Consider the following 16,632-nt stretch of genomic DNA (forward strand, 5'->3'; position numbering starts at 1 on the left):
TTAATAACTTTTGGAAACGCGTTTAAATTTTAGTTTCTTTTTAATGTATAAAATAACATTATCTGGACTCCAGTTATAAGGAATTATCCCTATTTTAGGAATATATAAACGCTTACATGTTTTTTTATTAATCCGCTTAGCAAAAGCATCCATCTTTTCAAAACTTCCAAAATAAGGTGTAATATATCCCCATTTGTACCCCAAACGTTCATGAATCACCTTTACTTTTGTAAATAACATAAGCATCGTACTAAACCCATGTGTATTATAAGCCTGAGGAAGTATGACATAGTGTATATCTTTAAAATTATTTAACACCACTTCTCTAAACCCTGGCATATCGATAAGAATATTAGAAGAAACACAAATAGACAACCACTCTTCTAATACCTTAATCATGATTGTATTATTTTTATAAACCATAACTCCGGTATTAAACTCCGGAATCACATCAATATAAGCTTTTGCTAATCCCCGATGGGTATGAATTTTTTCTTCTACAGTACTAGCAAAATCTGCTATATCTAAAACCTCAAACAACTCCATTATAGTATCTGTAATAAACGTATCGCAATCCAAAAAAATGGTACGTTCAAAAGGGGTTAATTGCATGCCTACAACCTTAGCCATATAGGTATAAGTTACCAAATGCTCATCGGTTATCACCACATCAAAAGCGGCTTCAATAGCTGGAGTTTTTAATTCTGGTGAACATACCAACCCTATTGGAGCCGTATTAAACCGACGTAAAGAACGTACCGAAAGTAAAGCTTCCTCTAAAAACTTCGGACGGTTAGCAACATATAAAAATCCTTGCGTTGTATTCATTATAATTTTTGTATTGCTTGTTATTTATCTGTTCTTATAAGATTATGAAATTTCTGTATATGATCAGAAATTATCCTCCAGTCATAAGTTAAGGATTTTTGACGCACAGCTTCCCCTAAAGCTTTTAACTTAGATTCTTCTTTTAACACAGATAAAGTAATAGCTATTAAATTATCAATATCATAAGGAGTAGCTAAACATGTACCTGTCCCCTCCAAATAAACAGAGTTTCCTCCAACATCAGTGGTAATTACAGGCAAACCACAAGCTATAGCTTCAAGAATTGAATTACAAGCAGTACTATCTAACAAAGGTAAAAACAAGGCACTAGCATCTTGGTATTTTGTTCTTAACTGCACATCATTTAAATCACTAAAAAGTTGTAAACTAGAATGTGGCGTAATGTATTTTAAAAAATCTTCACGTATAACAACCTGTATTTTTAAGTCTTTAATTTTAGAAGCTAAAATAGGCACACAGGTATTAAAGGTTTCGAAATCTCGCAAATGCTGTCCTACAAATAATAGAACCGGAGATATTTCAGCTCTTGATTTAGGTTTAAAAAAAGAAGTATCTACACCGTGTGGAATATAGGCTACATTTTCTATTTTAAAACGCTCTTTTACATAATCTACCTGCTGTGCCCCAACAACTACTGCACCATCTAGTCGTTTTATATAGGTATCGTTAGTGATAAGTGTGTTTAAAACAGTAGGTGGTTTATGAAATGTTGCACAAAACGTAGCGCCTTTAAGGAAGGGTTTGGAGTGCATTAGATAACGTATATCGCGTTCGCCATTTAAATAATGCACCAGTGATTTATTTGCAGATAACTTCCGTAAGGTTTTATATAATTCTATCTCTTTAAAAACACTTCCAGCATTATACAAGCCTGCATTTTGATGACTCATTTTTGCTGCCATTTTCGCCAAACTGTAAGGTATTGTAGGTGCTCCTCTTACTACGATATGGTTTGGATAATAGTCTAAAAGCTTACTATACCCTGAATTAACAGCATGATGTTTAGAACGGTGATGTACAAATACGGTTTTCAAAGTTAGTGGGTTTGGTGGTTATTAGCAATCATAAAATCTAAAATACGTTTTATATTTTCCGTAGGATGCACATGAGTTTCAAAATAGGTTCTTGCGTTTTTAGATAAACGTGAAGCAAGTTCATCATCACCCATTACCCTTTTTATATTATGTATCAATTGCTCATCGGTTTCAAAATACAGTAATTCTTGTCCGTGAACTAAAGGTACAGGCAAGTCTGTTGTTAATTTTTCGGCAATAATAACCTTGGCTTGTGATAAATATTCGGCCATTTTCCATGCAGGAGATTTTGCTAAACCTCTGGTGTAAATTACAATTTTTGCTTGTTTTAAGGCGTTTAAATATAATTCTGGTTCCGATGGCACGTTAGATAACGCATCTTTATAACATGTATTTGCTATAGGAGAAGCTATAAATCCGCCTTGAAATGCATTAGGAAATTCACGTTTTAATAGTTTTATAATATGATAGCGCTGTTGATGAATGTCTTTAACATCGGTATGATTTTCATGTCCAAAACATCGCGTTTGAAAAAAAACCGACTTTTTATCAGGTATCTCAAAATTTTCAAAACGAGATAGCAAGCGCGTAGTTTCGATAAAATTCCAATGTTTCTTCTGAAACGCATACGTTTTCTGTAAGCGTTTAAAAATATTACGATCGTATTTTAAGTGTAATAGCAATTGACTTAAAAATAAACCACATTTAAACTTGTTTTTTGATTTATGATACGGAGAACGCACTCCAAAACTAAGCCCGAATTTATATATTTTTTCTTGATTTTCTATTGGCAACAGCTGTACCATTTTATCTTCATAATTACGTTTAAACACATAATCACAATGTATAAAAGCATACTCAGAAAATGCATTATCATGATCGTATAAATCACAAGCAAAAGAAGTTACCTTTCCAGTTACCTTATCTACTAATTCATAATAAGAGACTTTAGGATTGGCTTGTTCTGTTATACTTACTTTCTGTTTATGTATATTTATACGGCCAAGCTTTTTACGTCCATTGACTTTCACTTTTACACTTACAAAACCTGCTTGTTCTAATTCAAAGAGTCCTGTTTGCACATAAGAACTATGATTGAGTTCTTGTGGTGTATGAAGTATAACCGTATAGCGTGGTTTCATAATTATTTTAAAATACTATTAACTGAAGTTTTAAGTACATGGTATGTCGCTTCAATACTATAGAAATCTACTGCTTTTTTTCTTGCATTCTCACTAATTTTTTCTCGTAAAGTTTCATTTTTAAAAAAAGCAAACACAGCAGTATTATAAGTCTCTAAATCTGTTAAAACACCATCTACATTATGTGTAATTACATCTGCTGGACCTCCTGGACAATTCATACCTGCTACAGGTGTTCCACAAGCCATAGCCTCAATCATAACCATACCAAAAGTTTCTTTATCACTTGGTAACATAAACAAATCTGCTTCCTGAAAATACTTTGGTAATTCATTGTGCTCTTTATGACCTAAGAAATGAACGTAATCTTCTAATTTTAATTCTTTAATTAGTTTTTTTAACTCTAATAAATAAGTATCTGACACTGTCGGTCCTATAATTTTCAAACTAGCAGTTTCAAAACCTCCATCATGAAGATACTTTAAAGCATTAATAGCTAAATGAATTCGCTTCCAATCGATAATACGACCTACATATAATAATTTTGGAGAGGTACAATCTTTTTTTGTAACATTACTTGGAGTAAACACATTACAATCTACTCCTAAAGGGAATACTCTTATGTCGCAGCCCTTAAATAAAGGCAAACTTTCCATATCCTTCTTCTGCAAATAAGTGTGTACCAAAATATGATTAGCATTTTTATAGTAGGTTCTATTTTCCTGTGTATTATCATAATGCTGACCACCTAACATAGCTATATATACTTTATCTTGCTTTAAGATACATGCTGCTAATTGGTGAGAAAATTTACTAGAATGTCCTGACATGTTTATAATAGTAACCTCTGGGCAATCTTTTTTATAGGAATTTAAGCAACTATTAGAAGTTTGCTTTTTCCATTTCTTATGATCACCATTAAGTGTTTTTGAAACAGGATAAAACTGATAAGTAATTTTACCAACAGTTTTTTTATAGGGCAATAATTTAGGTGTAAAATATGCCATATTACATTGATATCCGTAATCTCTATTTAAAAACACCATGGCTTTAAGGTGTGGCTGACTATGGTAGGTTGGAATACTACGTTCTACAGCACCTGCTGCAGCTGCTGTAAACGGGTGAAGTATTGTTACTCTTGTTTTCAATTTAAATGGTTTAGTTTATTATATTATTTATATAGAATTATATTATTTCAAAAAAAATATTAATTCAAAATAATTTTCGTTTAACTCGTTTTACTAAACTTCTAAATTTCAGCTTCTGTCTTCTTCTATTTTCTTTTACCCAATACCCATTAAAAACATTCTTTATAGTATTTAAAAAGTATTGCCATTGTGTATGCAATTGGTAATGCATACCAGTATAAGAGATATAAAATTTGGTTTGGGTATCTGAAAATTGTACTTCGCTATTTTTTATAGTACGTTTCCAATTTATAAAATGCAAATACATTACTTCTTCTTGAGTTTTTATATGTATCATTTTGCCATTTTGCCATTGCCAACGATCGAGTGCGTATTCTTGATGTGAATCTATACCACGCTCTTGGTTACATAAGATATTTTCCCAATATACTTTTAAATTCATGGTTTTAAAAGTATCATCTTCCTTTATAAAATTAGAAAATACTATTTCATCTACAAATTTACCTTTTTGCAATTCAAACAGAGCTTTATAATTAGGCAATTGTTTATACAATGCGTTAATTTGTGGTGTATTTTTAAATAAATTAAAATGCCCCGATATGTTTTCTTTTCTACTAGATATAATATCATAATTTTCTAACAACTCATTGGTTATAAATTGACGAATATCTCCCCAAATAATATCCATATCACAAAATCCCCAAAAATCGCAACCTAAAACTTGCTTTTCAAATATTTCCGCATAAGCAGGTTTAAGGTCGCAAAACTTACGTGGATTTAATGGCACCTCAGCTCCTACTACAGTATTGACATGTACATTTAACACCTTTAATGTTGTTGGTAAAAAGGTAATATTATTAGGATAAACTTCTGGTATTTCACAATCTGTAGGGCATAACCAATTTATGCTCGTATTGGCTTCGCAAGATTTTAAAAAAGCATCAAACCAGATGGGCCATTTTCCAAAATAAGGGATTATGAGTAGGATACTTTTCATTTAAAAGCATTGGGTGTTAATAATGAATCTTTAAATGCTATAACAACTTTAATTAGATATTTTTTACTCATTTTATGTTCCTTAAATATAGAAATATAAATTCTTTTAAAAGCTTTATTATACTCTTGTCTTCTTAATAATATTAGCTCATTATAATTATGCCAAGACCCCTCCCATAAATGCACACCATAAGAATTTTGTGTTAAGTATTTTTTATAATGATGTATATCAAATAATTTCCCAAAAGGTAATGCATAAAAATAGTCTGACTTATAAATTATCATCTGATTTAAATCTATATTCTCGTCAAATACATTGTTCATATTATACTCCTCAATAAATGTATCCGAAACTATTTTAGGTATAGGTATAAAACTATCTATTTCTCTTTGATATTTACGTAAACATTTCTCAATAAATAAATTATTCTTAATTGCTCCAAATATACCTACCCCAATACTTTTCGTATGCTCTGCTACAAAAAAACATTCTTTATTTAAAAAATAATCTACAGGCTTGAGTAATAACATATCGGTATCTAAATAGATGCCTCCGTGCTCATAAACTGATTTAAGTCTAACATAATCGGATACAAACGCCCATTTTTTTTCTTTATACGCCTTTTCTATAAACGCGCAATCAAAATCGGTGTTATCTTCATTCCAAAGCATGAATTGATACTCTACTAGATGAATTCTCCAACTATCTATACAATACTGAAGTCTTTTAGGAATAGGTTTATCACCGTACCAACAATAATGAATTATTTTAGGTATCATCATAATTTTATTGTATGATATTTTAAATGATTAAATAATTTATAAGCCAATTTATTATTCAGTAAAATAATATTTTTTAAACACTTTATTTTTAAAAAAAGCACTTTATTTTTCGCTTTTAAAAAAAACTCAAACCTATCTAAAACACATTCAGCTACTTCATTATCGTTATTTTGCAATGCATAAAAATATAATTTCAAACATTTTTTATAAAAATATTTAATAAACTTTATGTCTTCTAAGATAATACCTCTTTCTAAATTAGAAAAATGATTAAAAGCAATAGATTTACTATACTTTTTATTATATGTTAAGTTTTTTGTAGATTTAGTTTGCAAATGCCTTCTATAAAGAAAATGAACCTTATTAATAATAGCATACTTCACGTTTAATTTTTCATAAAAAATAGTTGAAAAAAACTCACTCTCCTGTCCTTTTAATACAGACTCATTAAATAGCCTTGAAAAACCAAGTAAAAATTCTTTTTCAAATAATAAAGAAGGTGTAAAAATACTTGTTTTCCATAACACATAATCTTTATAAAGATTGTCTTTTATTTCAATATTAAAACTATCCTTTTCTTTATTTTCTATTAAATATGCACCTCCAGAAATAACGAATTTGACATCTTGTTTAAACATATCTAATCGTTCTTTAAGACAGTTTTTCTTCATCAAATCATCACTATCAAACCACTGCACATACGACCCTTTACTAACTTCAAACCCATAATTACGCGCCGCATTACCTCCTGCTAAACGGTCTACTGGTCTATGGTGGTATTGAAAGCGTGCATCTTTAGCACAATAGCTATCCATCAGTTGATTGGTACCATCGGTACTCCCATCATCAACCACAAGACACTCCCAGTTTTGGTAGGTTTGCGCTAACACAGAATCTAGGGTCTCTCCTATCAAATGGGCACGATTATAAGTGGGTATTATTATAGAAACGAGGGGTTGCTCTGGCATACAGTTATTATAAGCAACGAATATACAAGGAAGAAATTAAAAACGGAAAAAGATAGCTAAAGGAATACATTATTTAAACATTAAACCTGTCACTTCGAGTGATTTTGTACAGCGCAGCAGTCAAAATTGTATCAAGAAGTCACTTCGAGTGCTTTATTGTAATGTAATGGAAATAAAGTGTATCGAGAAGTCACCTAGAGTGATTTTGTACAGCGCAGCAAACAAAATTGTATCGAGAAGTCACTTCGAGTGCTTTATTGTAATGTAATGGAAATAAAGTGTATCGAGAAGCACTTCGAGTGATTTTGAGCAGCACAGCAATCAAAATTGTATCGAGAAGTCACCTAGAGTGATTTATTGTAATGTAATGGAAATAAAGTGTATCGAGAAGTCACCTAGAGTGATTTTGTACAGCGCAGCAAACAAAATTGTATCGAGAAGCACTTCGAGTGTATATTTGAAACGCAGTGGAAAAGAAGCGTATCGAGAAGTCACGTCAAATGACAAATTACAGCGCAACAAAACAAAGTTGTAGGGAGAAACACGCCTTAATAATATAAGGAAAGTAAAAAAGATGATAAAAAACATTAAACTGAATGTCTCTCATCCGGAAGAGGAATATTATTAATCATATTAAAAACGTCTTCATAAAGCAAGCCCTCATACTTACAAAATTCTCGTATGGTGACCACCTGATGCTTTTTTTTACCATAAACATCTTTAATAGTGCGTATCAATTCTTGCGATGAAGAAATCGACTTATTTAAAATAATACTAACCTCTTTAGGGTATATGCATAATTGTTTCATTTAATAAATTTAAAATTCGGTTCCTATACCGATGTCCATGTCCTGTCGCTAGTCGTTTCATAATTATTTATTTTAATTGTTTACTAGCAATTTAAAACAAAAAAACCTTAAACACAAATACCTAACCAATAGGTTTTTAACAATGTTTTCAACAATGTTAAAAACAATAATTATATAATGAACCATTAAGCCGCTCCTAATCATTAAATAGATATCCCGTAGATACTCCGTAGATGTCCCGTAGATAAGCCGTACATAGTCCGTACCAACCTCATCAAGAATAAGCACCAAAAACAACAGAAAACGCTAAAAACACCGAAAACAATAAAAACAGCGCTGTTAGCAAAAAAGACGGCAAACACAACCAAAACATTCCCAAGCTACAAACAACTATTACTTCACCTAAAAAACACCCTAAAGCCCAAAAACAAAAACACGTACTTCAACAACACAGTATATTAGCCATCAGAAAGTTACAACAGTTGTGATTATTGAATTTTTAGGTAGGGGCCCCTACTTAAAGCGCGCCTTTAAGAAGCAACTATAGTAACTATTAATTAAATTTTTATTAATCCGTAAGTCTAAAAAATGTAGACTTACATAACACAAAAGAATATGGCTAAGTATAAAAGCTTATTTAAGATCCAAGGATCAATAGATGATATCAATTTCTACAAAACAGAAGACGGATATCGCTTACGCAGCAAAGGCGGCGTAGACAAAAGTAGAATTAAAAATGATGCCGCATTTGAGAGAACCAGAGAAAATAACTCAGAGTTTGGATCAAGTGCCACCAGTGGTAAAGTTTTACGTCGGGCAATCATAAGTATGCTCGCAAATGCTAAAGACAATAAATTAGCATCGCGAGTAACACAGCTAATGACCCAGGTGAAAAATTTTGACACCACCTCTCCAAGAGGACAGCGTAATGTACCAATAGGTATAGCAACACCAGAGGGAAAAACACCTTTTAAAGGGTTTAATTTTAACCGAAAATCGAGCTTATCCGAAGTGTTATTATCGGGTTATGACCTAGACACCGCAACCGGTGAAGTGGTGATTACCGATTTTAATCCTTCTCAAAAATTGGTCATTCCTGAAGGGGCCACACATGTAGAGTTTACAGCAGGGTTTTTAAACCTTGACTTTGCTACAGAAGCCCAAGACCTACAAGTAAGTAACATTGTAAACCTACCCATTAACGGAACGGTTACTACAGTTACACTAACACCGCCAGCGGCACCCACTGGATCAGGACAAAGCTTTTACTTATTAAAAGTGGCGTTCTATCAGGAGATTAATAACCTCCAATACCCGCTTAAAAACGGAACTTTTAATGCCTTACAGATATTAGAAGTCCTATAACAAAATGTTTCATTTTTTAAAACTGAAAACGGATGCCATAGCATCCGTTTTTTTTAGGTGTCACTTCGAGTGATTTTGAGCAGCGCAGCAATCAAAATTGTATCGAGAAGTCACTTCGAGTGCTTATTTGGAATGCAATGGAAAATAAGTGTATCGAGAAGCTTGTCACTTCGAGTGGCTTTACAAAGCGCAGCGGAGTAAAGTTGTATCGAGAAGCACTTCGAGTCGTTATTTGAAACCTAGTGAAAAAGAAGCGTATCGAGAAGTCACTTCGAGAAGTCACTTCGAGTGCTTTATTGGAATGTAATGGAAATAAAGTGTATCGAGAAGTGCATCAACATAAAGTTCTCGATACAATTTATCGTGCCTCTAAATCACTCGAACTGACATAAATAGTAACATTAAGCTTGTCACTTCGAGTGGCTTTACAAAGCGCAGCGGAGTAAAGTGGTATCGAGAAGTCACTTCGAGTGCTTTATTGGAATGTAATGGAAATAAAGTGTATCGAGAAGTGCATCAACATAAAGTTCTCGATACAATTTATCGTGCCTCTAAATCACTCGAACTGACATAAATAGTAACATTAAGCTTGTCACCTAGAGTGGCTTTACAAAGCGCAGCGGAGTAAAGTGGTATCGAGAAGCTAGTCGACAATTGGTTTTTGACTCTGCTTGAACTGATTTTTACAAATAATGCCGCCCTTTAGTTGTATTACGCTTCCTGCTATGTTCTACTAAAAGTTTTATTTTCAACAAATTATCTAGCTCTTTTTTAAAAGCCGCCGCGCGTTTAAACTTCGTTTTTAATTGAAGTTTAAAAATTGTTTTTTTAAGCTTACGCGCTCTTAAAACTAACATGTTTTCAACATTTATATTGGCAAACTCTAGTTTATAGTGTTTCTCTTTATTGGTATAATATTGTTCACTAAAAACTAAAGTTTTATTTTGTATTCTATTTTCACGATCATGAATAACATAAACATGTGGCAGCACTCCTATTTTAAAACCATGATATAACACACGCTGACAATAATTATCATCTTCTCCATAATGAAAAAATAAAGGATCAAACCCTCCTACAGTTTCTAAACATTGCCTAGAAACTAACCAAGCAGCTGCATTTACAAAAGGAAGTTCATACACAGAAGCTAATGTATTGCCTAATACAAAATCTGAATAAAACTGACCTGTTTCTTCTTTAAGCATATAATGAGAAAAATTCTTATCCATTCTTTGCTTATCACCTGTAATATGAATAGGACTTAATATACCGTATGCTTTATTTTTTTCCTGAAAATTTATTAATTCATCTAAAACAGCATCGACCAAATAAGCATCCTGATTTAATAAAAACACATGTGCTGCTCCTTCATTTAAAGCATAGCGCATCCCTAAGTTATTAGCCTGACCAAAACCTAAGTTTTTAGCTTGCTTTAATAAAATGACATTAGGGTAATTGGTTTCTATAAAAGATGTTGTAGTATCGGTAGAAGCATTATCTACAACCACTACAGGATAATTAGCACAACTTTTTAAACAGGTATCTAACCATGGCATACCGTTATAGGTAACTATAATAACATATACACTTTTATTCATTGTTGTTTTTATAAAAACTTTTTAATTAAATGTATCCCTTTTCTTAAATCCTGAAACTTATAATCTAAAACTTCAATATCCTTTTGATATATTTTCTCTATAAGTTTTTGATTGGTTTTTGTATAAAATTCAGAATAATGTGACAACTTATGCTTTGTATTATTCTTTGCATGAACATCAAAAGGTGAAAACTTCCCTAATATCTTGTTTATCTTTTTTATATCATCTTGTAACGTTTCAAATTTACCTACAAAGTCTAACGGATAGTTTTGATCTGCGACATAATCTACCTGAGCTGTTAAATGATCCCCTCTATATGTTTTTTGCGAGTTATCGCTTAAGACAGATTTAAAAGGACCTTTAGCCATTAAATAATCTTTAAAATTTCCTGTAACTTGCCTGTCTTTTTGAATCCATATATAATCAGAATACGAACGACTCCAAGGGTTACGTACAAATGCGAACTTAAAGTAAGTACTCCAATCCTTTTCAGTTATAAGTTCTGTTTCTAATAACTCTTTAGGAGTAGCGTGTTGCATATGCAATTTTCGCTTTGGACACCAGCCATATAATTGTTCATAATTTGGAGTTTTCCAATCTAAATTTGGAGTATCAAAATAATAATCTTTAATACTTGTTCCTGCACATTTAGGTACGTGTATAAATATAATTTTATGTTTATGACTAATCATAACTTTAGCTTATTTTCCATGTATATTCAGAAATTATCTTTCCCATGTTTTTAAAACTTGGTATTTTTCCTGAACCATAATAATCTCCTGCTTCAATAAAAAATTGGAGGAGATGATCCGAAGTAAATAATAGCTTTCTTTCATTTAGATCTAATATCTCAACACCCAAAAAGTATTCACCAGGGGCTATAGATAACTTTTCTAAAAAACATAAAGCTGTGATTGACTCATTTCTTTTTAAATCATAAGAATCGTTTGTATGAAACGTATTTAAAGTAGTAATTAAACTTTCATCTTGATCATAAACTTGTAGCCTTATATTTATTTTTTTTTCATTTAATCCATTTGATAATTTAACACTAATAAAATAATTAGCACCTAAAATTAAAGTTGAAACTTTACTTTCTTTTTCATCAAAAATAGTGACCAAGTCTAGTTCTAAATCATTACATGAAATAGGAAAAAGGGTATTTGCTACTTCTCCTTTTTTATTCTGACTTAAATAAAAATCCACAGCCTCATCCGTTCCGCCTTCGTAAACAGAAACACCATGCTCTAATACAATAGCACGTGTACACAAATTCTTTACCGCTGCCATATTATGACTCACAAATAAAACTGTACGCCCATCACCTTTAGAGATATCTTGCATTTTACCTATAGCCTTTTTCTGAAACTCAGCATCGCCTACGGCTAAAACCTCATCTACCACTAAAATATCCGGTTCTAAAAAAGCAGCTACAGCAAAGGCTAAACGCACACGCATCCCCGAAGAATAGCGCTTGGTTGGCGTATCTACATAACGCTCACAGCCTGAAAATTCTATAATTTCTTGTTCTTTAGCTTTTATTTCAGCTTTGGTCATTCCTAAAATAGCACCATTAAGATACATATTTTCTCTACCAGTTAATTCAGGATGAAAACCGGTCCCTACTTCTAATAAAGACGCAATACGGCCTTTGGTTTTTATTTCGCCTGTTGTAGGAATCGTAACACGAGATAATATTTTAAGTAAAGTGGATTTACCTGCGCCGTTTTTACCTATAATACCTAAAACCTCACCCTGTTGTACTTCAAAATTAATAGCTTTTAAAGCCCAAACATAATCGCTTTCGGCTTTTGTACTTCGGTCATTAACAGCACCTACCTTTAAATAAGGGTCTTCTTTCCCTCTAAGACTTGCCCACCATCTATTTAAATCGTGACTTATAGTCCCTGTACCCACAACACCAAGTCGGTATTGTTTACTTATATTTTCAGCTTTTAAAATGACACCCATGTTATCTTTCTTTTTTAACATTTAAATGGCTTAACTAAACCGTATCTATAAATGTTTTTTCTGTACGATTAAATATAATAACGCCTAATAAAAATACAGCAATAGTGACTCCTGTAGTGTATAACAAACCAAACCAACTAAATGCACCCGTATTTAACAACATATATCTTGCTGTTTCAATAATATAAGCTAAGGGGTTATATTTTACAAGCCATGCTATTTGTGGCAATTTATCTTCCATAAGAGCTAAAGGATACATTACTGCCGAAATATACATTAATAACTGAACCCCAAACCCTACTAGAAATTTTAAATCCCGATACTTAGTAACTAGACTGCTAATAAGCATGCCAAGGCCTAAACCTAATAAACCCATAAGAACTATTAAAAACGGAAAAAACACAACACCTCCATTGAGAGTAATTGCAGCACCATTAAAATAATAATAAACATAAAACAGTATAAAAATAAATAACTGTATACCAAACTTCATTAAATTAGAAATAATGATAGAAAGTGGAACTATAATTCTTGGAAAATAAACTTTTCCAAAAACAGCGGCATTACTTTTAAACGTATCACTTGTAGCGTTTAAACAGGTGCTAAAATAATTCCATATAGAAATACTTGCTAAGTTGAATAAAAAAGGAGGAACTGTTCCGGTCTCAATATTAGCTACTTTATTAAAAATTAAAGTAAAAGTAAGTGCAGTAAACAATGGCTGAATTAAATACCATAACGGCCCTAAAATAGTTTGCTTATATATAGTAACAATATCACGCTTTACAAACAAGAATAATAAATCACGATAGCGCCATATTTCTTTAAAATTAAAGTCTATTAATTTTCGCTTTGATGAAATAACATACAACCACGAATCATCTTTTGTCATTTTAATTTATTTATCCATTTAGGTTTCGGCTAATATAGTGAATCCCCAACGAATGGGAAAAAGCGAAGAAACAATTCACCTAAAGTTAACCTCATTTAAAAACTTAACTGTAGTGACACACAAGTAAACCTATAAAAAAGCAGAGCCAAAAAAAAGCGTATCGATAACGATACGCTTTAGTGATATATATTTTAGACCTGTAAATTAGTTTTTAAACCAATCCCAAGTCACTTCTAAACCTTGTCTTACAGTATATTCTGGATCATAACCTATAAGGCGTTTAGCTTTTGAAATATCGGCTAAAGAATCACGAACATCACCTTGACGTGTTGGTCCGTAAAGAACCTCAACATCTGATTGTGCAGCAGCTTTTAAAGTGTCCCATAAATAGTTAACACTTATACGCTCGCCACAGGCTACATTTAAAACTTCGTTGGCAGCCGTTTTAGGGGCAAAAAGGGCTTTTACATTAGCTTGTACCGCATTGGCTACAAATGTAAAATCTCTAGTTTGCTCTCCATCACCATTAATTTTTGGGGCAATACCATCTTTTAAAGCTTGCATAAACAATGGAATTACCGCTGCATATGCGCCATTAGGACTTTGCTTAGGGCCAAATACATTAAAGTAACGTAAACCTATAACATCTGTCCCGTAGGTTTTTCCAAACACATCGGCATATAACTCATTCACATATTTAGTTACCGCATAAGGGGATAAAGGTTTCCCAATAGTATCTTCTACTTTTGGTAAACTTAAACTATCACCATAGGTTGAACTTGAGGCGGCATACACCATACGTTTTACCGTGGTACTGTCTTTTAAAGCTATTAACATGTTTAAAAAACCAGATACATTGACATCGTTTGAGGTTGCTGGATCATTAATTGATCTTGGTACCGAACCTAAAGCGGCTTGATGAGAAACATAATCAATAGCTTCCATCGCTTGCTTACAAGTTTCAACAGATCTAATATCGCCTTCTAAAAGTTCGAAAGCGGGATGATCCATAAACTCTGTAAGGTTCTCGCGGTAACCGTTTGAAAAGTTATCGAGAACCCGCACTTTTGAAGCCCCGTTTTTTAATAAGTGTGCTACTAAATTAGAACCTATAAAACCGGCTCCTCCGGTTACTAAAAATCGTTGATCTTGTATGGTATGCGTCATGATTGTTGTTTAATATGTAATATATAATTATAAGCGTGCATCTACTTCCGATAAAGGCAGTAGAGATTTAACATCAAAAACAACAGTGGTTTCCGATTTCATCGCTTGTAAATTTAAGTCTAAAAATTCGTTATGTGATACGGCTAATACAATACCATCATAAGTAGATTTTAACTGATTGGCATCTGAAATTAAGTCTAATTGATACTCATGTTGTACTTCTTCTGAAGAGGCCCATGGATCATAAACATCAACGTTTACACCATAAGTTTCAAATTCTCTAATAATATCAATAGCTCTAGAGTTTCTGATATCTGGGCAGTTTTCTTTAAAGGTAATTCCTAATACTAAAACATTAGAAGCTTTAATACGTGCGCCTTTTTTAATCATCAACTTTACAGTTTCTTGAGCCACGTAACCGCCCATGCTGTCATTCATTTTTCGACCGGCTAAAATGATCTCTGGATTATACCCAGACTCAATAGCTTTTTGTGCCAAATAATAAGGATCAACACCTATACAATGTCCGCCAACCAAACCGGGTTTGAAATTTATAAAGTTCCATTTCGTTCCAGCAGCTTCTAAAACAGCTTTGGTATCAATATCTAAGAGTCTAAAAATCTTTGATAGCTCGTTAACAAACGCAATATTAATGTCGCGTTGTGAGTTTTCAATCACTTTTGCGGCTTCGGCAACTTTTATTGAAGGGGCTTTATGGGTACCCGCAGTAATGATGGTTTTATATAAATCGTCAATAACATCAGCAATCTCTGGTGTAGAACCTGAAGTTACTTTTAATATTTTAGTAACGGTATGTGTTTTGTCGCCTGGATTGATACGTTCTGGAGAATAGCCTGCAAAGAAATCGGTATTAAAAACTAATCCTGATTGCGCTTCTAAGATAGGCACACAAATGTCTTCGGTAACTCCAGGATATACGGTAGATTCGTAAATAACAATATCCTTAGGTTTTAAAATCTGACCAATGCTTTCACTCGCTTTTATTAACGGGGTGAAAATTGGTTTTTTAAACTCGTCTGTTGGCGTTGGTACGGTCACAATATACACTGTACATGCCGACATATCTGGTAAATCTTTACTGATAAACAGACCGGTTTCTGCATTTAAATCGGAGGTTAAAACAGCTTTTAAGTCGGCACCTTCAACCTCTAGAGTTTTATCAACACCTGATTTTAACTCATCAATACGTTTTTGATTGATATCAAAACCTACCACGTGAAACTTTTTTGCAAATTCTACAGCTAGTGGTAAACCAACGTAACCTAAACCTATAATAGCGATCTTATGTGTTGTATTCATTATCAATTAAATAAAGATTTTAATATATAGCCCAAATCTACATAAAAACGCCAAGTCTCCATGTATTTTATATTAATTTTTACCTTATCAGGCCAAATAACAGTACGATTATAGTGCTCAGGAAATTTTTGAGTGTTTAATAGCCGGTCTTCATGTTTATATTTTAAAGTTGCAGGACCTGTAATGCCTGGTTTTAATCGTAAAAGAATACGAGATTCATCGTCCAATACATCTGCAAACCCAGGAACGTCTGGACGCGGACCAACAAAACTCATATCGCCTATTAAGACATTAAAAAGTTGTGGCAGCTCGTCTAACTTTGTGCCACGTAAGAAGCGACCTAAACTAGACATACTCGCCTCATAAGTACCTAAGCGGTGAGCAGCCCCACGTAACGTACGTATTTTATAAATAGAAAAAAAACGCCCGTGCTGACCTACTCTTGTTTGACTAAAGACCCCCCATTGTCGGGTATCTATACAAGCAAGTGTAAAACACAGAATTATAGGGCAGACACATAAAGGGAGTAAAAGCAAACTTAACACAAGATCAAAACAGCGTTTGATAAGTAACTGTGGCGTTGAAATCAA

The 16,632-nt window shown here is 32.8% G+C and carries 15 protein-coding genes; 1 reads left to right on the forward strand and 14 read right to left on the reverse strand.

What is annotated here, in order from left to right; translation table 11 throughout:
- The 7 genes from ACU4C5_RS01280 to ACU4C5_RS01310 all read right to left on the reverse strand — a co-directional run bounded on the left by ACU4C5_RS01280 (position 1) and on the right by ACU4C5_RS01310 (position 6,920).
- Positions 1-828, reverse strand: a complete 828-nt coding sequence (locus ACU4C5_RS01280) for a putative nucleotide-diphospho-sugar transferase (RefSeq protein WP_446845250.1) — start codon at positions 826-828, stop codon at positions 1-3.
- 20 nt (positions 829-848) lie between these two features.
- Entirely contained in the window at positions 849-1,883 is a 1,035-nt protein-coding gene (locus tag ACU4C5_RS01285) for a glycosyltransferase family 4 protein (RefSeq protein ID WP_446845251.1), read from the reverse strand.
- Between the two features lie 2 nt (positions 1,884-1,885).
- Positions 1,886-3,025 (reverse strand): glycosyltransferase, encoded by a 1,140-nt coding sequence (locus tag ACU4C5_RS01290; RefSeq protein WP_446845252.1) that lies wholly within the window; start codon positions 3,023-3,025, stop codon positions 1,886-1,888.
- Positions 3,026-3,027: 2 nt separating this feature from the next.
- Positions 3,028-4,173 (reverse strand): glycosyltransferase family 4 protein, encoded by a 1,146-nt coding sequence (locus ACU4C5_RS01295; protein ID WP_446845253.1) that lies wholly within the window; start codon positions 4,171-4,173, stop codon positions 3,028-3,030.
- 64 nt (positions 4,174-4,237) lie between these two features.
- On the reverse strand, positions 4,238-5,170 hold the full coding sequence (locus tag ACU4C5_RS01300) for a DUF6625 family protein (RefSeq protein ID WP_446845254.1): 933 nt from the start codon (positions 5,168-5,170) through the stop codon (positions 4,238-4,240).
- The gene (locus ACU4C5_RS01305) at positions 5,167-5,952 is read right to left on the reverse strand and encodes a glycosyltransferase family 32 protein (protein ID WP_446845255.1); all 786 of its coding nucleotides are present in this window, start codon (positions 5,950-5,952) and stop codon (positions 5,167-5,169) included. The genes ACU4C5_RS01300 and ACU4C5_RS01305 overlap by 4 nt, the downstream gene beginning before the upstream one ends.
- Positions 5,949-6,920 (reverse strand): glycosyltransferase family 2 protein, encoded by a 972-nt coding sequence (locus ACU4C5_RS01310; protein ID WP_446845256.1) that lies wholly within the window; start codon positions 6,918-6,920, stop codon positions 5,949-5,951. The genes ACU4C5_RS01305 and ACU4C5_RS01310 overlap by 4 nt, the downstream gene beginning before the upstream one ends.
- Positions 6,921-8,344: 1,424 nt before the next feature.
- Here ACU4C5_RS01310 and ACU4C5_RS01315 point away from each other — a divergent pair.
- Entirely contained in the window at positions 8,345-9,094 is a 750-nt protein-coding gene (locus tag ACU4C5_RS01315; protein ID WP_446845257.1) for a hypothetical protein, read from the forward strand.
- A 683-nt stretch (positions 9,095-9,777) separates the two neighbouring features.
- Here ACU4C5_RS01315 and ACU4C5_RS01320 read toward each other — a convergent pair.
- The 7 genes from ACU4C5_RS01320 to ACU4C5_RS01350 all read right to left on the reverse strand — a co-directional run bounded on the left by ACU4C5_RS01320 (position 9,778) and on the right by ACU4C5_RS01350 (position 16,632).
- A complete protein-coding gene (locus ACU4C5_RS01320) occupies positions 9,778-10,692 on the reverse strand; it encodes a glycosyltransferase family 2 protein (protein ID WP_446845258.1) in 915 nt (304 codons plus the stop codon).
- 8 nt (positions 10,693-10,700) lie between these two features.
- The gene (locus tag ACU4C5_RS01325; protein ID WP_446845259.1) at positions 10,701-11,384 is read right to left on the reverse strand and encodes a sulfotransferase family 2 domain-containing protein; all 684 of its coding nucleotides are present in this window, start codon (positions 11,382-11,384) and stop codon (positions 10,701-10,703) included.
- A gap of 4 nt (positions 11,385-11,388) precedes the next feature.
- A complete protein-coding gene (locus ACU4C5_RS01330) occupies positions 11,389-12,663 on the reverse strand; it encodes an ABC transporter ATP-binding protein (protein ID WP_446846416.1) in 1,275 nt (424 codons plus the stop codon).
- Positions 12,664-12,697: 34 nt separating this feature from the next.
- Positions 12,698-13,555, reverse strand: coding sequence for an ABC transporter permease (locus ACU4C5_RS01335; protein WP_446845260.1), 858 nt, complete (start codon positions 13,553-13,555; stop codon positions 12,698-12,700).
- A gap of 204 nt (positions 13,556-13,759) precedes the next feature.
- Complete coding sequence (locus ACU4C5_RS01340) at positions 13,760-14,722, reverse strand: SDR family oxidoreductase (protein ID WP_446845261.1); 963 nt, start codon at positions 14,720-14,722, stop codon at positions 13,760-13,762.
- Positions 14,723-14,749: 27 nt separating this feature from the next.
- Positions 14,750-16,042 carry a nucleotide sugar dehydrogenase gene (locus tag ACU4C5_RS01345; RefSeq protein WP_446845262.1) on the reverse strand — a complete coding sequence of 431 codons (1,293 nt, stop codon included), beginning with the start codon at positions 16,040-16,042 and terminating at the stop codon, positions 14,750-14,752.
- 2 nt (positions 16,043-16,044) lie between these two features.
- Complete coding sequence (locus ACU4C5_RS01350) at positions 16,045-16,632, reverse strand: sugar transferase (protein WP_446845263.1); 588 nt, start codon at positions 16,630-16,632, stop codon at positions 16,045-16,047.

Source organism: Lacinutrix undariae, from assembly GCF_052934785.1.